Annotated in this window: 17 protein-coding genes; 7 read left to right on the top strand and 10 right to left on the bottom strand. The window is 41.5% G+C overall.

What is annotated here, in order from left to right; genetic code table 11:
* Positions 1-10: 10 nt before the first annotated feature.
* The 4 genes from H5125_RS00160 to uvrD form a co-directional block, all read right to left on the bottom strand.
* Positions 11-1,027 (bottom strand): hypothetical protein, encoded by a 1,017-nt coding sequence (locus H5125_RS00160; RefSeq protein WP_182743117.1) that lies wholly within the window; start codon positions 1,025-1,027, stop codon positions 11-13.
* Positions 1,028-1,181: 154 nt separating this feature from the next.
* The gene (locus H5125_RS00155; protein ID WP_182743115.1) at positions 1,182-2,102 is read right to left on the bottom strand and encodes an alpha/beta hydrolase; all 921 of its coding nucleotides are present in this window, start codon (positions 2,100-2,102) and stop codon (positions 1,182-1,184) included.
* Positions 2,103-2,135: 33 nt separating this feature from the next.
* Complete coding sequence (gene ubiA, locus H5125_RS00150) at positions 2,136-2,996, bottom strand: 4-hydroxybenzoate octaprenyltransferase (RefSeq protein ID WP_182743113.1); 861 nt, start codon at positions 2,994-2,996, stop codon at positions 2,136-2,138.
* Between the two features lie 37 nt (positions 2,997-3,033).
* Entirely contained in the window at positions 3,034-5,217 is a 2,184-nt protein-coding gene (gene uvrD / locus H5125_RS00145; protein ID WP_011638834.1) for a DNA helicase II, read from the bottom strand.
* Between the two features lie 431 nt (positions 5,218-5,648).
* Between uvrD and H5125_RS00140 the strand changes: the two genes are divergently transcribed.
* Positions 5,649-6,527, top strand: coding sequence for a LysR family transcriptional regulator (locus H5125_RS00140; RefSeq protein WP_101085168.1), 879 nt, complete (start codon positions 5,649-5,651; stop codon positions 6,525-6,527).
* Between the two features lie 170 nt (positions 6,528-6,697).
* Here the strand turns inward: H5125_RS00140 and H5125_RS00135 are convergent, their stop codons facing one another.
* The 3 genes from H5125_RS00135 to H5125_RS00125 all read right to left on the bottom strand — a co-directional run bounded on the left by H5125_RS00135 (position 6,698) and on the right by H5125_RS00125 (position 9,284).
* Positions 6,698-7,636: an SPFH domain-containing protein gene (locus H5125_RS00135; protein WP_101085167.1), complete on the bottom strand. Its 939-nt coding sequence runs from the start codon at positions 7,634-7,636 to the stop codon at positions 6,698-6,700.
* On the bottom strand, positions 7,636-8,565 hold the full coding sequence (locus H5125_RS00130) for a slipin family protein (protein ID WP_101085166.1): 930 nt from the start codon (positions 8,563-8,565) through the stop codon (positions 7,636-7,638). The genes H5125_RS00135 and H5125_RS00130 overlap by 1 nt, the downstream gene beginning before the upstream one ends.
* A gap of 257 nt (positions 8,566-8,822) precedes the next feature.
* On the bottom strand, positions 8,823-9,284 hold the full coding sequence (locus H5125_RS00125; protein WP_101085165.1) for an NfeD family protein: 462 nt from the start codon (positions 9,282-9,284) through the stop codon (positions 8,823-8,825).
* Positions 9,285-9,793: 509 nt separating this feature from the next.
* Here H5125_RS00125 and H5125_RS00120 point away from each other — a divergent pair.
* The gene (locus H5125_RS00120; RefSeq protein WP_101085164.1) at positions 9,794-10,546 is read left to right on the top strand and encodes an outer membrane protein OmpK; all 753 of its coding nucleotides are present in this window, start codon (positions 9,794-9,796) and stop codon (positions 10,544-10,546) included.
* A gap of 186 nt (positions 10,547-10,732) precedes the next feature.
* On the opposite strand, the gene udp is transcribed toward H5125_RS00120, so the two are convergent.
* Positions 10,733-11,491 (bottom strand): uridine phosphorylase, encoded by a 759-nt coding sequence (udp, locus tag H5125_RS00115; protein WP_011638840.1) that lies wholly within the window; start codon positions 11,489-11,491, stop codon positions 10,733-10,735.
* Positions 11,492-11,930: 439 nt separating this feature from the next.
* Between udp and H5125_RS00110 the strand changes: the two genes are divergently transcribed.
* Positions 11,931-12,152 carry a YdcH family protein gene (locus H5125_RS00110; RefSeq protein ID WP_162023902.1) on the top strand — a complete coding sequence of 74 codons (222 nt, stop codon included), beginning with the start codon at positions 11,931-11,933 and terminating at the stop codon, positions 12,150-12,152.
* A gap of 62 nt (positions 12,153-12,214) precedes the next feature.
* Here H5125_RS00110 and H5125_RS00105 read toward each other — a convergent pair whose 3' ends face one another.
* Positions 12,215-13,390 (bottom strand): type III PLP-dependent enzyme, encoded by a 1,176-nt coding sequence (locus tag H5125_RS00105; protein ID WP_011638842.1) that lies wholly within the window; start codon positions 13,388-13,390, stop codon positions 12,215-12,217.
* Between the two features lie 358 nt (positions 13,391-13,748).
* On the opposite strand from H5125_RS00105, the gene H5125_RS00100 reads away from it, so the two are divergent.
* Together H5125_RS00100 and rbsK are read left to right on the top strand one after the other, a co-directional pair.
* Positions 13,749-14,582 (top strand): mechanosensitive ion channel family protein, encoded by an 834-nt coding sequence (locus H5125_RS00100; RefSeq protein WP_101085162.1) that lies wholly within the window; start codon positions 13,749-13,751, stop codon positions 14,580-14,582.
* Between the two features lie 614 nt (positions 14,583-15,196).
* Entirely contained in the window at positions 15,197-16,414 is a 1,218-nt protein-coding gene (gene rbsK, locus H5125_RS00095) for a ribokinase (RefSeq protein ID WP_174839656.1), read from the top strand.
* A 128-nt stretch (positions 16,415-16,542) separates the two neighbouring features.
* Here the strand turns inward: rbsK and H5125_RS00090 are convergent, their stop codons facing one another.
* The gene (locus H5125_RS00090; RefSeq protein WP_182743111.1) at positions 16,543-17,517 is read right to left on the bottom strand and encodes a nucleoside hydrolase; all 975 of its coding nucleotides are present in this window, start codon (positions 17,515-17,517) and stop codon (positions 16,543-16,545) included.
* A 463-nt stretch (positions 17,518-17,980) separates the two neighbouring features.
* Here H5125_RS00090 and H5125_RS00085 point away from each other — a divergent pair, with 463 nt between their 5' ends.
* Together H5125_RS00085 and H5125_RS00080 are read left to right on the top strand one after the other, a co-directional pair.
* Positions 17,981-18,397, top strand: a complete 417-nt coding sequence (locus H5125_RS00085) for a hypothetical protein (protein WP_101085159.1) — start codon at positions 17,981-17,983, stop codon at positions 18,395-18,397.
* Positions 18,394-18,588, top strand: coding sequence for a helix-turn-helix transcriptional regulator (locus H5125_RS00080; RefSeq protein ID WP_162023905.1), 195 nt, complete (start codon positions 18,394-18,396; stop codon positions 18,586-18,588). The genes H5125_RS00085 and H5125_RS00080 overlap by 4 nt, the downstream gene beginning before the upstream one ends.
* Positions 18,589-18,652 lie beyond the last annotated feature (64 nt).

The raw sequence follows: 18,652 nt of genomic DNA, 5'->3' as shown, positions 1-18,652 counted from the left end.
ATTTTTATTATTACACTGCCACAGAGACTTTGTTATTAAGCGCCTGAATTAACTGCTGCGGATTGTCCACACTCAAATGCACCGTTTTCATCGGTTCGGGTAACTGGCCCATACCACCATGATAAATAACCGGACGGTTGAGGGTGATAGTGACATTACTCTGCCCACGGCCAATCATAATGGTTTCTGGCTCATCTTTATTTAATTCAGTTGATTGTTGATCAGCGGCACTAGCAATATCAGCAATGTTCACTACCATAAATCCCCACAATGAATTATTGATCACTAAGTTATCTCTGATTAAATACAAAGAGTAATAACGTGATAATCGATGGTTAGCCACGATAGACATTAAGGTATAGGCAATAATGCTCGAGACAATAATCGCCACCCACTCACTCCACGATGCCAGTAATACGTAACTCAGACTCGACGCACCAACACAACCAATAAGCATTAACCACACATGCCAGCGTGTCGCGCTAACAAGATTGATATTGGCAATTACTGGTGGATGATGACGTGAGAACCAAGGGATAGAATAAAACCAGTTAGTCGCTTCACTGGCGAGAATAAGCGCAATAGTTAAGCTTTTATCATCGCCATCCCGATACGTTTCTACCGCCCCGACTCTAGGATCGCCCTTAAGCTTTCGTACCTTAATCAAGCCACGAACAACACTCACCACCAAATACAATTCAATGACCAACAGCACCGCAATAATCGGATAGCGTAACCATGCAATAAACTCAAAATAATGCGCGACTTCAGCAGGAAAACTTAACCGAGCAACCAAGCTGCTCAAACTGAAAATAACAATCAGTTTCCACAGTTTCTGGCCACCCATTTTAATAATGCAATACCAGTAGCTCAGTGGCAGTAACACAAAATACAATCCGCAAATAAGATATAACGGCCACTTATCAGTATCGCTTGTTAACGACTCTGGTGTCCACTGAACGCCTATCACAAAGCTCAACACCATTAAGACTAAAAAGACTAACCGATACTTAACCGTGGCTCTCATTGAATACTTATCCCTGTATATGTTACTGACCCACGCCATATCATTATTCTTAATATAAACGTGAAGATACAAGTTGTTAACATATCAGCAAACATTAGTTTCACCGCTATTGATTGGCACAAAAATTGTTACTAAAAATTGCCGTCAATGGGTATCAAGATAAGTTGCGCTTGAACAGCCAAGTTAAACCATGAATCGCGGTGGTAGGAAAAGCCATCGAATGATCGGCCTCGGGGATGACTAGCAGCTTGAGTGCTAAGTCACCAGATTGCGCCGATGGATGGGATTGGAGTCGTTTAAATAAAGCCTGCGCATCTGCAACCATCTGATGACCATTATCGGTATAAGGTGGTTTTTCCAATTCGCCAATGCCAATAAACACCTTGGCAGATATTGCTGATGTTTGACTAAAACGCTGATCAAACTGCTGCAATAATTGTTTATTGTCAAACCACAGAGATGGACTGCCCAATACGTAATAATTAAATAACTTTGGCTGTTCTAATAAAATATAAGCACCCATTAACCCGCCTAGCGAATTACCCACAAAGGTGTTTTGTTGGCTGTCGACCCGATAGTTTTTTTCAACGAATGGCATAACAACCTGGCTGATAAAAGCAACGTGTCGCTTGGCCTCGCCAGTGGGTAGTTTCCAACTCGCATCGTGACTTGGGGTATAGTCGCGGATCCGACTCACCGAACCTTTGCTTGGCCTCTGATAGCCTATGGCGACTAAAATAGCTTGCTGCATCATGTTACTGTTCATTGGAAATCGCGTCGCACCAGACACCACTTGTAAGCTATACATGGAGTCAGTCATGTATATCACTGGATATTGATGTGAACTATTTTGCTGGTATTTTTTGGGGAGCTTGATCATCACTTGATAGTCACGATCGCCATCTTTAAGCACAAATTGGCGGGTACGAGGAATATTGACTACTGCAGCTGTGGAATGCACATCGACAGCGTTGCTTGTTAAGCCTGGCAGTACAGCATCATTGTTAGCTGACGCACTGGCTAGAGATAGCCCACAACACATTATCGCGCCGATTAACCCATAAATTGTTTTCATGCATCCCTGCCCTATGGTAATAAACCACAAACGTTAAATCATATAATCCAACGCAAGTGCGATAAACAATACCATTCCGGCCCAGTTATTATTTAAAAAGGCTTTAAAACATGGTGCACGTTCACGACCAAAAATTAATCGTTGCTGATACACGGCAAAACCAATAAAGCTGATAATACCTAAGCCGTAAATAATCCCACGGTCGGCCACCAGCCCAGCCATCACAAAACACCCTAGTGCAGCAAGTTGAAACAAACCGATAATCTGTCGATCAAAGCGACCGAATAAAATAGCCGTTGATTTAATGCCTACTTTTAAGTCATCGTCACGATCGACGATGGCATACATGGTGTCGTACGCTACCGTCCAACACCAATTGGCCATAAATAACCACCACGCTTCAACTGGCACTTCACCAAGTTGAGCGGCATAGGCCATCGGAATTGACCAACTCCACACAATGCCCAAAAACATTTGTGGCATGTTGGTCACCCGTTTCATAAACGGGTACATCACCGTTAAAATAATCCCCACCACAGATAACTGCACTACCAGTGGATTAAGCCATAATACTAAGCAAAACGCAGCCAAACCTAAGAGGGTAAATAGAGTCAGTGCCTCTTTAACAGACACTTCCCCCGACACCAACGGTCGCATACTCGTACGCTCGACATGAGCATCTAGTTTACGATCGGCAAAGTCATTAATAATGCAGCCATTGGCGCGCATAATCACCACGCCAATAATAAAGATTAACAACACCTTAATGTCTGGCAGCCCTTGAGCCGCTAACACCAGTGCCATTAAACACGGCCATAGCAGAAGCAAGGTACCAATAGGCCTATCTATCCGCATTAATCGTGCATAAGCACGAAGCTTATCTTGCAATGTCATTGGCGTCATCTCTCCATGATTTAGCAAGCGAAACACGTTAACAACGCTCTAGTTTTGCTAACGACACCAACAGCCATTTACTGCCAAAATCGACAAACTCAACCTGCACACGTCCTTTTTCACCAGAACCTTCAAAGCTAGTCACGACCCCTTCACCAAACTTAAAGTGCTTCACTTTAGAACCCACTTTATGACCGGTGTCGTTAAAACCATGAGGTTTTTTAGTGGCAACCGTAGCCTTCGCAGGAAAACGCTGACTAACTGACGGCTTAACCTGAGCACGTATACGGATTTGCTCAACAAACTTTTCAGGAATTTCGTTAATAAACCGTGATGGGCTAGCATAATCTTCACGGCCATAAATACGACGAGACTCAGCATAACTGATGTACAGTTTTTGCATAGCACGGGTCATACCGACATAACACAAACGGCGCTCTTCATCTAAACGATCGCCTTCATCCAGTGCCATCTTGCTCGGGAATAATCCTTCTTCAACGCCCGCCATAAACACCATTGGGAACTCTAGCCCTTTGGCTGAATGCAATGTCATCAACTGCACGGCATCGGTAAAGGCATCAGCCTGACCTTCGCCAGCTTCTAATGCTGCATGAGACAAAAAGGCATTAAGTTCGCCCATGTCTTCAAGCTCTTCAGGCATTTCAAAACTGCGCGCAGCAGTAACCAACTCGTTTAAGTTTTCAATTCGAGCTTGAGCTTTCTCGCCTTTTTCGGCCTCATACATGGTACGCAAGCCTGAACGGTCAATCACATCGTCAGCCATCCGGTACAGCAACATATCTGCCGTATCCGTTCGCATCGCAATAATCAGTTCCATAAAGCCATTGATGGCATTAGCCGCACGCCCGGCAAGGACTTTCTCTTCGATTAAACTCACGCAAGCTTGCCACAGCGTCAGTTCATGCTGTCTAGCGGTTGAGCGGATGATATCCAAAGTACGATCGCCGATACCACGAGCTGGCGTATTCACCACACGCTCGAATGCCGCATCATCATTTTGGTTATTAATCAGACGCATATAGCCCATAGCATCTTTAATTTCTTGTCGCTCGAAGAAGCGCAGACCACCGTAAATACGATACGCTAACCCTTTGTGTAAAAAGGCTTCTTCTAATACTCGCGATTGTGCATTTGAACGATATAAAATGGCGCACTCGCTCAAACTGCCGCCCTTTTCATGCCAGTCGCTAATGCGTCCAACAATAAATTTGGCTTCATCCATTTCATTAAAGGCGCAATAGACCGAAATGGGCTCGCCATCTTTATCTTCGGTCCATAACTCTTTGCCCAAACGATCTGGGTTATTGGCAATCACAGCGTTAGAGGCATTCAAAATATTCGCTGTTGAACGATAATTTTGTTCTAAACGAATGGTTGTTGCACCCGAGAAGTCTTTTAAGAAACGATGTAAGTTTTCAATTTGCGCACCACGCCAACCGTAAATAGATTGATCGTCATCACCGACAATCATCACATTGGCTGTGTTACCGGCTAACACACGGATCCACGCATATTGAATCGCGTTGGTATCTTGAAACTCATCCACTAAAATATGACGGAAGCGTTCTTGGTAATGTGCCAGTAAATGCGGTTTATTGAGCCATAATTCATGAGCTCGTAGTAAGATTTCGGCAAAGTCGACCAAACCTGCGCGATCGCAAGACTCTTGGTAAACCTTATAAATATTCAGTAAATTTTGTTCAATCGGAAAACCGCCCGCATCGATATGCTTAGGTCGTAATCCTTGGTCTTTTTTGCCGTTAATATAGCCTTGGGCCTGACGAGGAGGATATTGCTTCTCGTCTAAATTAAGGCTTTTAAGAATGCGTTTCAGTAAACGTAACTGATCGTCAGAATCGATAATCTGGAAACTTTGCGGTAAATTGGCATCTTGATAATGGGTTCGCAATAACCGATGCGCTAAACCATGGAAGGTACCGATCCACATCCGCCCCATGTTAGTGCCCACAACCTTTTCCACCCGTTCACGCATTTCTGCCGCGGCTTTGTTGGTAAAGGTGACTGCCAAAATAGAATATGGACTTTGTTGTTCAACTTGCATTAACCACGCAATACGATGGGTTAATACACGGGTTTTACCACTGCCGGCACCCGCTAACACCAACATATTTGAAAGTGGCGCGCCGACTGCCTCACGCTGTTTATCGTTTAGGCCGTCTAATAATGATGATACGTCCATTTTTCCTCCCAGAAATCTGCGAGGCATTATATCTTAAATAGCGAGATAATGGCGTGCAATACTTCAGCTATTTTATGCCCACTATCACCTTAGGTAGCAGAGTGAACCTTTAGACGACATTAATATCAAAGTCACTAAAATCACTCACTTGTGATGTTCTAACCGCGAAAATCACACCTAAATTGACAAAGCTGTAAGCGAAAATTACTATATAAAATAAACAATTAATTAATGTTAGCGTTAAGTAATTGGCCTAATAGGCTATTAAACACTCACATTCATGACTAAAGAAACTAGATTAAGTTTGCTTTTTATGGCGAGTAAATCTGGTGACATGTCGGTTTATGATCGATATGTTCAATGCCATTAATACTAAAAAGTCCATTAAAATGGATTTATTGTCCACAGCTTCAGCTGTATAGGTTGCCATATTGAATATCAAAGATTTAGAGCTATTCATTGCTGTAGCAAAGTTAGGCAGTTTTTCAAAAGCGGCAAAATCTTTTGATACTCGCAGAGCATTAGTCAGCCGCCGGATTGGAGAAATAGAAAAACAGCTCGGGGCACCGTTATTTACTCGCACAACAAGAGTCATGGCCTTAACCTCTGCAGGTCGACAATATCTTGCTCAAATCGAACCTTTAGTGAATCAATTAAATCATGCCGGATATGTGTTTAAACATCGTCATGATGAAGTACAAGGTAATTTACGCATTGGTTTATTGCCTTTCGTCGACAAGTTGATGGATGAATATATCGCTCACTTCATTCATGCGTATCCGCAAGTCCAATTAGAGGTGTTAATTGTGTCTGGTGGCAGTAAAGAGCTCAATCGTTTAGGGCTCGACTTGATTATTGATGTCGGTCAAGTAAACGGTGCCAACATTGCTGTACATAAATTGACGACTTTTGAGCGTAAAATTTATGCTAGCCCAAGTTATTTAGAAAAATCATCACTGATCGAAAATACCGATGACTTACAATACCATTCATTACTAGGCTTTAGAGATGCACATGGGCAACTAGAGCAGACTTGGCATTTTCAGCATGCAAATGTACCAACTCATTATAAAGTTATCTGCAGCGACTTTAACTCGTTATATCACTTATGTTTAGCCGGGGCGGGTATCGCTTTATTACCTCATGTTATTGCTCACGAGGCGGTAAATCAGGGACGATTAATCAATGTTCTGCCGCAACACAGCATTGGCTTTGCCGACATCAGCTTGGCCTATTCGACCAAAAGTCCTCAATCGCCTGTGGCAAAAGCCTTTTGCGAACATTTACTTCGAGAGATGGTTCCCAGTTAAAGCGGTAAAAGCGGTAAAAGCGGTAAAAGCATAATTAAAACAGACTGCAGCGGTATAGGTATAATTTAAATAGACTGCGGCGGTAAAAACAATAAAAAAGGTTAGCGAAATCGCTAACCTTTTTTATGTAATGTTCGTCACGCGGTGGCGTGACATAGCAGTAATAACGATTATTTTTTATCGTCTTTTAAGCCAATACTTTGCATCCAGTATTCAAAATTAACTAGATTACCCGGTAACACAATACGGCTATCAGGTTTGCTTAAACCATCTAGCTGCTTCATATACTGTTCACCAAGTTGCATACGCAATGCACTTTGTCCGCCTTCAGATGAAATAACCACCGCTAATCGTTCTATCGACTCAGCAGTTGCTTTCGCTAAAGTGAGAATTTCTTGCGCTTTACCTTCGGCCTCATTAATGCGGCGTTGCATCTCACCTTCAGAACGGTTAATGGTTTCTGCCATCACACCTTCTGAACGATTAATCTTACTTTGCTTGTCACCTTCACTTTTAGCTAATAATGCCCGACGTTCCCGCTCGGCATTCACCTGCATTTCCATGGCGTTTTTAACTGTTTCTGGTGGGGTGATATTTTTAATCTCGTAACGATGCACTCGAATGCCCCACATAGAGCCAGCTTCATCGAGAACTTCAACCACTTTGGCTGATATCACATCACGCTCTTCAAAAGTACGATCTAAATCTAAGGTACCAATCACAGAACGCGTAGTTGTTTGAGCAAGTTGAATGGCGGCATAACGGTAGTCGGTAATACCATAACTGGCTTTAACGGGATCGGTAACCGAAATATAAATCACTCCATCCACTTCAACATTAACTTCATCACTGGAGAAACATTCTTGTGGCGGTACATCAATCGTTTCTTCCTTTAAGTCGTGGATATAAGCCACTTTATCAACGAAAGGGATCAGTGCATGGAAGCCTGCATCTAAGGTATTGTGATATTTACCTAAACGTTCAACAATATAAGCCGACTTGGTCGGTACAAGACAGATAGACTGGAATAGTTTTAGCACAAAAATAGCAAAAATTACGCCCCAGATAGCCATCACAATAAAATCAGTATCAATTCCGTTAATCAACATTAGCGAGCTCCTTTTGCTGATGAGTTTGATACGGCATGAGTTACTTGCTCCATACCTTCAAAAAAGCCTTCTAGCTTGGCCATTTCAGCAGGCACAACAGAGACTTGAGCTTCAGATAAAATCTTGCCCACTTGACCAATAAACTGCTCTTTAAGCAACATGTTCATGGCGTCATTGCCGCCATTTACCGTTAAGGCTTTGCAGATCATTTCCATGCCTTCTGCCTTTGCAGTGGCAATAATAGAAATTTCTTGCCCTGTACCTAAAGCCTCATTAATGCGCTTTTGTTTTTGACCTTCGGACAAATTAATCGCCTCTTGACGTTCACCTTGCGACATATTGATCATTGCTGCTTTTTCAGCATTGGCCAAAGTGATCTCGGCACGCTTGCGACGCTCTGCTTCCATTTGTTTTTCAAGGGTGTGAATAACTTTCATTGAAGGGGAGATATTTTTAATCTCGTAACGTAATACTTTTATCCCCCAAGGATCAGAAGCCTTATCAATTTCGCGCACAATGGATTCATTCAAACTGTCACGTTCAGAAAACGTTTGCGACAAGGTCAGCTTACCTATTTCTGAACGCATGGTTGTTTGCGCTAAGTTAACCGCTGCACGGCGATAGTTTTCAATACCATAGCTGGCCAGCTTGCCGTCCATCACTTTAAGGTAGACTAAACCGTCAACTTCCAACTGGGTGTTGTCTTTTGAAATACAACTCTGCGGCGGCACATCTAATACTTCTTCACGAGTGTCGTGGCGATAAGCAACCCGATCGACAAAAGGAACAAGAAAATGAAACCCTGGCTCGAGCACGGTACGAAACTTACCCAAACGCTCAATAACATGCACTTCACGCATTGGCACAATTAACATTAGTTTGAACAAAATGAACATTACAAATAAAAAAACGATTGTTAACACAAACATATCTACTCCCTTTTAATCTGACTTTCCTAGATAACACTTAACGGCAATCACAACACGACGATTTCGAAACAATACTTAATTTACGAAACAATATTCATGACACTAAATTTACGAAACAATAATGACAAAACAATATTCATATCACAATAATCTGAATTTTTTACAGTTAAGTACTCAATAACCTCAACTCCCGTAACAACTCGCGGTAACAACTCGCAGTAATAACTCGCGGCAACAAAAGGTTATCAACTAAATCGCTATACAGAATCGATGATAGGTTCAACAACAAAAGCAATATTATCCCGACAAATGATCCTGACTTTGGTACCTTTTTTTATCACGGTACCATCACCTAAAGCAGTCCAATCAGTACCCAAACAGCTAATTCGACCGGTCTTTTGACCAGGGCCGATGGCTTGCTTAACGATAGCGACTTGATTATAAAGATCCGCCTCTTCATCGGTATTATCGACATGTGAATCGCCGCCCACTAAACGCTGGGTCACATGACGAAAACTCAGTAATAACACCATTGAAGCCATAAACCATAATGTCAGACTTTGTACCAAGCCATCGATAATGCCAACAGCTTGTGCTGCTGCGACGATAACGCAAGCCGCACCTAATAAAATAACGATACCACCCGGAATGATAATCTCCGAGATCATCAATAACAGCCCAAGCACTAGCCAGACTGCGATCGGATTTGCAAGCTCCATATTCTCCCCCATAAATGAGAATGTCCGTAAATTCACTATAACAGCTTTATTTATTAATGCGACATATTATGTCAAAGCGTTGTTGCGAACAGTAAACGGGACAAACGATTCATCAACTTACCATTACCACACGAATACGTATCGCTAGTAATGAGTAACTGTAATAATAAGTCCCCCTATACAAATCAGTATTACTGCAAAGTGACATTTTATTTGTCACCATGGTGGTATTCGTTTTAAGTAAGATAACAGCGCCAATCAAACACCTTTATGCGTTACATCGCATTGACAGTGCTAATACCTGTCATAAGATTATATTGATGATGAAAACAATGAAATCTGTACATTCTGGTCGGTTTTAATTGTGCTCTTTCAAAATATTGAATATATTGCGCCCCATTGTGCACGATTGGGAATAATAGGTCACAAATTTAACCTCGATCGCTATAAAACTTACCTTTAAACTGTCAAAATTGACGTCTCTGATCATTTTACTAACCGGAAGAAAAATGAAAAAAATCTACCTTTTAGCCACATTAGTACTCTCACAAAATGTTTTTGCTGACGATTTAGTTCAATGGTGGGATGTTAGCGCTACTGTCTTGCATGGCGAAAACTATGACTTAGCGCCATCAGAAAGACAAACAACCATTACCCTAGAAACAGCCGGTGCTTGGAAGTATGGCGATTGGTTTGCATTCCAAGATTTTATTAATTTTAATGGTAATAATAACGGTGTTGATAGTTCGACTTATGGCGAAATATCTCCGCGCTTCAGTGCTAGCAAAATATTGGGTCAGCCAGTGAGCTTTGGTGCGATAAAAGATGTCTCTTTAGCATTAACTTACGAAGAAGGTGAAGGCCCAGTTCACAGCATGCTTTATGGTATTGGTGTAGACCTTGACGTGCCATTTTTTAGCTATTTACAACTGAACACTTACCGCCGAGATGCAATAAGCAGTGGTAATATTAGTGATGGTTGGCAGTTTACGCCGGTATTTAGAATCGATATGCCAGTGGGCAATGCCAACATTATTATAGATGGCTTCATTGATTGGGTATTTTCTGCCGACAACAACGGCTACGACGAAAACCTGCACATCAACCCACAAATAAAGTATGACTTAGGTAAAACACTGTTCGGTGATCACAAGCAAAACAAACTGTTGGTAGGTTTTGAATATGATTACTGGCAAAGCAAATACGGTGTTGCGGGTATCGACCAAAATACCTACTCAATTATTGCGCAATATCATTTCTAATTGATGCCACTATTGATATAAATTAGATAACAAAAAAGGTGCCTAGGCACCTTTTTTAATGATTACATTTCAACACTCATTGATTTGAGGCAATTTGTTTTGCGTAATCCGTTTTAACGCCATCAGCCTTAACACAATCTGTTTTTACACAATATCTTGTTATAACGTGATGGTTAAAACGTTAGCTTAAGCTAATAATTTTTTCGCTGCTGCTACAACAATAGACACGGCACTTACTTCAGTCTTCTTCATTGTCGCTTCGTCAGGGATCTCTTGCTGTGTGCGGTTTACAATAACACCGGCAACACATGCTGCACGCCAACCTTGAGTTGCACACATTGTAAATAGCGTAGCTGATTCCATTTCATAGTTCAGCACACCCATTGACTGCCACTCTTTCATAGAGCCAACATAACGCTGCGTAATGCGACCAGAGACAGTATCGTAACGCTCTTGACCTGGATAGAAAGTATCAGAAGAAGCAGTAATACCAATGTGTGGCTCTAGACCAGCGTCACGACATGCTGCAACCATAGCAGTTGTACATTCAAAGTCTGCTGCTGCTGGGAACTCAAGCGGTGCAAAGTGTAAGCTTGCGCCATCTAAACGCACAGAAGCTTGAGTCACAATCACATCACCCACGTTTACGTGCGGCTGAATTGCGCCAGTTGTACCTACGCGTAAGAAAGTTCGCACACCTAATTGTGCTAATTCTTCAACCGCAATAGAAGTTGATGGTCCACCGATACCGGTTGAACACACAACCACGGCTTTGCCATCGATATAAGCTAAGTAGCTTGTGTATTCACGATGGCTCGCTAAGAACGTTGCGTTGTCCATTAACTCAGCAATACGCTTAACACGTTCTGGATCACCAGGAACGATTGCTAAGGTAGCGCCATCTAACATTTTTTTAGTTAATCCTAAGTGAAATACATCGGACATTGTGAAAACCCCTTTCAGTTTTGAATATTAAATTCTTATAACCCAGACTTTAACCTAGTCTTTAGGGGGATAAGGTTAACTTGATCACATATAAATTCATAATAGTTAATATTCATTCGTTAAATTATTACTAATATATGTCCAAATCCCACCAAATACACCCGTTTCAGCATAGTTGAAGGTCGATAGAAACAACAAATATCTTATCTCGCTTAACAATCATTAACGTGATTTACATCAAGTTAACCTCGCTAAAATGGTTTTAGGCTGAAGGTAAGCATAACCACTGAGCATAAAGTTAATCAATATTAGATTCAACACATCTCATTTCCAAATTGTGTTGCTGCTAAAGCAAGCATCATTGTTATTGGCATAACATCTGATGAATGCAAATTGAAATGAACCCGAAATCCGCTGACTCAGCTTAAAGGAGTAACTTATGTTTCCAGAGTACCGAGACTTAATATCTAAACTTAAAGTCACAGATAAGCACTTTATCAAAAAGTTTAATGACCACAATCAACTCGATGAGCAAATTACCGCACTAGAAAAGCACAGTAGTAGTGATGCAACAGCTGAATTAAAACTAATGAAAAGCACGAGATTGCACCTTAAAGAACAAATATTAGATATTTTAAAAAATCATCAACAAGAGGTTTAGGCGCACATAAAAATAAAGGACGCTAGTGCGTCCTTTAGGATGTCGTCAAACTACACCATCAATTAAAGATAATAATCTTTAAGTGGTGGGAAGCCGTTAAAACATACTGCTGAATAGGTCGTAGTGTAAGCACCAGCGGTTAACCAGTACATACGGTCACCGATGGCTAAATCAACCGGTAAACCATAGCTATAGTGCTCATACATAATATCGGCACTGTCACAGGTTGGGCCAGCAATAACGCACTTATCTAACTCGCCTTTGCGCTCAGTATAGATTGGGAATTTAATCGCTTCGTCCATGGTTTCAATTAAACCAGAGAACTTACCCACATCTGTAAATACCCAGCGCTCTAATGCAGTGTTTGATTTACGCGAAATCAATACCACTTCAGATACCAATACACCAGCATTTGAAAGCAATGAACGGCCAGGCTCTAGAATAATCTCAGGTAATTCGTCACCAAAATCTTCTTCTAGGAAATGCTTAATCTGCTGAGCATAAACACCTAGTTCATTCGTTTTATCCATATAGTTGGCAGGAAACCCCCCCCCTAAATTGATCATCTTTAACACAATGCCATGTTCTTCTTTTAAACGGTCGTAAATGCTTTTCACTTTACCGATAGCAGAATCCCACGCACCGATATCACGTTGTTGTGAACCAACGTGGAAAGAAATACCATGCGGTTGTAAGCCTAACTCTTTTGCCAATACTAATAAGTCGTACGCCATTTCATTTTGGCAACCAAACTTACGTGATAAAGGCCAGTCGGCTGTGTGTGTACCTTCAGTTAAAATACGCAAGTACACTTTTGAACCAGGAGCTTCTTCCGCAATCATGCGTAAATCGGCTTCAGAATCTGAAGCAAACATACGTACGCCTTGTTCAAAGAATGATCGTACATCAACGCGTTTCTTAATGGTGTTACCGTAGCTAATACGATCAGCAGAAACACCTATCGACGTGACCATTTCAAGTTCATAAATGGACGCGATATCAAAGTTTGAACCTTTGTCTCGTAACAAGGTTAAAATTTCTTTGGCCGGATTTGCCTTAACCGCATAATAGATATTAGCGAAAGGAAAATTATTAACCATATCATCATATTGTTTCGCAACGATTTGGGTGTCAATAACTACAAATGGCGTTGGCTTATCTTTAGCAAATGCCTCTATGCGGTCAAACGTGTCCTTGTCATAATAATCTGCAACATCAATCGATTGAAATTGGCTCATTAGGCCAGTGCCTCCTGTAAGTAGGGCGATAAAAGTGTCATTACGAATCTGTAAAAACATGCGCAGTAAACGATATTTTTAATCAATACGCAACGAATTTTTATGCAAAAAGTATACTTTTTTATTCTTCGAGAAATATCAATAACACGCAACGCCTTACTAGCTTAATACACTGCGTTATTGATTGGTTTCTGCGTCTAGAAAGTATAGACATTTGTCAGAAAAATGCTCATAAAGTCGTTGAAAATATTTTCGCCGTGATGGCATTTAACACTCATCACAGACTTACACCTTAGAGTAAAAAGTTGTTATCATCCAATTTGATAACAACTTAACGTGCTTCAATAAGGAACATAGAATGAACGAACCCAGTTTAGATCAGGAGCTCCAACAACTGCAAAATGTCTATAGCGTCATCACTGAGTTTGTTGTTGCGTACAGCTTTCAAATTGCGGGTGCGATTATTATTTTCTTATTGGGGCTTTGGGTGGCAAACAAAGCCGCCAACGTTGTCGCCGCTCAACTGAAAAAACATAACATTGATATCACCCTCAGTAACTTTGCTTCCAACTTAGTTAAAATCATTATTATTGTGATGGTTGCTGTTATCTGTTTAGGCAAACTAGGGATTAGCGTAACGCCAATGGTGGCTGCTATTGGTGCCGCTTCACTCGGAGCAGGCTTGGCGTTACAAGGAATGTTATCTAATTATGCTGCCGGCATTACCATTATTGTCACCCGCCCTTTTGTGGTTGGCAATACCATTGAAATTAAAGGTGTCAGCGGTGTGGTTGAAATCATTAAACTAGGCCAAACCATATTAACCAACGAAGAAGGCGAACAAATCAGTATTCCCAACAAGCACATTGTCGGTGAAATTTTACATAATTCATTCGCTTATAAATTGGTTGAAAACAAAATTAACATTGATTACCAAGCTGATGCGGATCATGTTATCCAATTAATTAATGGCGTGCTTGCCGCTGCTCCGGCAATTTATCAAGACAAGAAACCATTAGTCGGCATCAATGGATTTAATACTGTGGGGATAGAAGTTGGTGTACGTTATTGGGTACCGACAACACGCTATTTCGAAGAGAAGTACCACACTAACCTAGCCATAATCAAAGCACTCAATCAAGCCAAAATTAAGATACCTTGCCCGGTAAAGGAAATACATTTACAGCACTAGTTTTAATAGCACTAGTATTCACAGTTCTGTATTCGCAAGGCTGAAGGTTCTCTTCACCGCATAAAGTCTCACGATTGAAAGGGCTGCATATAAGGCTGAGTGGAAGCAGTTGCACTTTTTAGTCCATTCAATCTAACTGGCCCTAACAAACTGAATTGGGGCCAACAGACTATTGCCACCAATGGAGATTCCCGCGAGACTATATTGAATAAAGCAATTCATCACGTAGTCGTGGGCTGATCCGCAAAGAATGCAATGAGAATAGTAGTACAGACGCTACAAGCCATAATTAATAATCAATCACTTACGACAACAAAGTAAACTCGCTCACCATATATTTACTCTCAAAAACCACTGTGAATAGAATGAATAATATAATATATGCAGTAAACCCCGTCTTCCTTACTAAGTACATTTAATGAAACTCACTTCACTAAGCGCAATAAATTAAGCTGATTTGACTAAACTCATTTAAGCAGACTCATTGAAATAAATGCGACCAAATCATTCTCCCCCCCAAACAACCAATAGCAAACGAACCAACTGGTTCACTTTGCATGTTAAGCTCTGGTCTTTATCACAATTTATTTTCTGCTGAAGCACTATATTCCATTATGAAAAAACTAAGTCGAAATGAAAGACTGGCTGTTATTCTCAAGTTACTCAGTATGCATAAAAAACTGTCTAACCAAAAAATATCCACATTACTGGCAGTAACCGCTAAAACGGTTCGTTGTGATCTCGTGCAGCTGGAAAAAGACGGTCTAGTAAAACGAATTCATGGTGGAGTCTGTCAGTCTGAAGGCGCGAATATCAAAAAGTATAGCTTGGACGCTATGTTGGCAGAATTACTCGACCGCAGCATACTGAATGACAGCAATGAACTCGACTCAAACCAAGGTAGATTAATCAAAATGAAACATAATGTATTTGTACTTGGCTCATTCAATGTCGATATTGTGGCAAAATTAGCACGCTTTCCCCAACCGGGTGAAACCTTGCATTCAAGTAGCAGTAGTATTGGCGCTGGCGGCAAAGGGGCAAACCAAGCTTATGCTGCGGCTAAAAATGGTGCCCATATTACCTTTATGACTAAAATTGGTACTGATCAATTTAGTCAATTTGCGCGCCAACACCTCAACAGTACCGGCATAGACAACACGATTATCCTCGAGTCATCAACTAGCCCGACAGGTACCGCGATGATTTACGTTAGTGAACAAGCTGGCGAGAATATGATTGCGGTCAACGAAGGCGCAAACATGACGCTGACCGATGATGAAATACACTCAGCCAAACACCATATTGTTAGTGCACAATTATTTTTAACCCAGCTTGAAACCAATTTTGATGCTATCAAGCTCGCGATGAGCATTGCCAAAGACAATGGCGCAAAAGTGATCCTCAATCCGGCGCCGTATCATCAGAGAACTCTCGAGTTATTACCTTTGGTTGATATGATCACCCCTAATGAAACAGAAGCTTCGTTAATGACAGGAATCGAAGTAACCAATCTAGATAGTGCTAAGCAGGCCGCGATTGCAATACATGCCTTAGGCGTAACATCGGTAGTCATCACTCTCGGATCTGATGGGGTATTACTTTATGAAAATGATCACTTCACCCTGCTAGATGCACTAAAAAGCGCGGTTGTTGATACCACTGGTGCAGGCGATGCTTTTAATGGCGCTTTAGTCGCTGAGCTTGCTAGAGGCAGTACACTGCATCAGGCCGCTAAATATGCCAACGCTTATGCGTCACTCGCTGTTGAGCGCCTCGGCGCAGCAAATATGCCAGACGGCTCACTTGTCGCAGCAAGACTTAATGCTTAATAGCAAGTGCTGAGTTCTAATGTAAAGCGCTAATGTAAAACACTAGAGTCGAACGCCCATGAAAAAAGCGCAGTAATTACTGCGCTAGTGTTAGGTAAGCGGTATTAGTCCGCCAGATGCCGACAGTGCTATTTCAATGTTGCGGCATAATTGATAATACTGTCGCGATATAGCTCCAATAGTTCGGCATCTTTGACCGCGACTGCAACCTGTTGCGGCGCCTGATTCATCCATTCATCATGCGGGTAAACACGGTCATCAATCTTCTGAATGGTCATTCCTTCGGCAACACCATCGACAACGACTCGTATTGGCCCTTCTCTAAGTGTGAACAACTCTGGATTAATCACATAGGCAATGGCAGAGGGGTCATGCACATGGCAAGCTTCTAAGCCCACTTTTTCACTATAAAACCTCAAATAGAACCGGCTAACATCCCAAATAAATTGGCCCACGTCGCCTGCATTGTCGCGTAATTGATCAAGATAATCACGAGTAAAAAAGCTTTGTTCAGTCACATCTAAGCCAATCACAACCACAGGCCATGAGGCCGTCAACACCATATCAGCAGCATGAGGATCATCGTGTACATTAGCTTCGGCAAAAGGGGTCACATTGCCACGATGGCCGTTCTCACCAAAAGCGCCACCCATAATGACCACCTTGTTAACTAAGTCGACAATGCTTGGGTCAGCCTGAAGCGCTAGCGCAAGGTTAGTTAACGGACCGATGGCCACTAAAGTAATCTCACCAGGCTCCGCCTTTACAGCGTCAATGATGTATTGATACGCAGGCCGCGGATCAGCTTGACCTTCTACTTCGGCTGGGACATTCACATCACCAAAGCCACCTTCTCCGTGAACAACGACCGTTGGGCCAACAGGAGGACGTACGATAGGTTTACTCGCGCCGGTGACAATATCGGCCTGCAGCAGAAATTTTTGTTTAAGATAAAGCGCATTACGGGTCGCATTTTCAATGGTCACATTGCCATAAACCGTGGTGATGGCCATAAGATCAATATCTGGATGTGCTTCGGCAAACAGAATAGCAAATACATCATCAATACCGGGATCTGTGTCTAATATTATTTTAGTTTTCATGGGGATCACTGTCCTACTTTATTAAGTGAATCGATACACTATAAGGTTTTACTGAATATCCTGCGATGAGACTCACAGGCCCTTCAATGCATACCAACAAGATATTCGAAGATGATTAGCGACTGCGACAAACGAACTGTTACAGGGTCTTGAGGCTCATTAAATCCCTTGGCACTATACAAAAATAGTGCCGACAGAAGTGTGATTGTTCGTCAAACTTTAATCTGTAAGTGAACATAATGGTTCACTTACACGTGTGCAACTGGCTATAACAAGTTTGATATGAAATAGGCCGAATATTGTATTTTTCCTTACATATCCCACCTTTTACCCCGAGTTGAGGTTAATTTACAACATCTCGAAAAAGTAAAGCTTACTTGACAAGCATTAATAGATTGCGATAACTTAAAGTCAAGCTTAGTTGACATAATGACAACTAAGCACGACCAAGGGAATGTTGATAATGTCGCCACTAACACACAATCAAGACTGGAAAAATACCAACAAACATAATACAGCTCGTTTAGCAAAATGGACTTTAGCGTGGGTGATAAGTATGGCCGTCGCCAACTTTGGTCCACAATTTATTTGGCAACAAGATGTCATCACCATAATGGCCATTGGCATTAATTTCATGATGGGTATCGGGATGATTTTAGCCAATAGACGCCAACTACTTGGCTTAGATGAATTGCAGCAAAAAATTCAATTAAATGCGATGGGCCTCAGTCTGGGGGTGGGGCTAATTGTTGGCTTGAGCTACTCAAATTTAGACACAACAAACTTAATAGCTGGTCACGCGGAAATTTCTCACTTGGTGATCATTATGGGACTCACCTATTTAGTCGGTATTATTTTAGGTCATAGGAAGTACCAATGAAAAATCGCCTAAAAGTACTCAGGGCAGAGCAAGACCTGACCCAAGCACAACTAGCAGACTTACTTAATGTTTCTAGGCAGACGATCAATGCGATCGAAACAGGTAAGTTTGATCCTAGTTTGCCATTAGCCTTTAAAGCGGCACGTTTATTCAAGCTACCTATTGAAAGTATCTTTGAAGACGAAGTGTAGCTAATAGTATTTATAATCAATGCTATAAATACTATGTTATAAAAACAATGCTATAAAAAATGTT

The sequence above is a fragment of the Shewanella sp. SR44-4 genome (assembly GCF_014163715.1).
Taxonomy (GTDB): domain Bacteria; phylum Pseudomonadota; class Gammaproteobacteria; order Enterobacterales; family Shewanellaceae; genus Shewanella.
The sequence above is the reverse complement of the archived record's forward strand: the minus strand, read 5'-3'. Positions and strand labels throughout refer to the sequence as shown.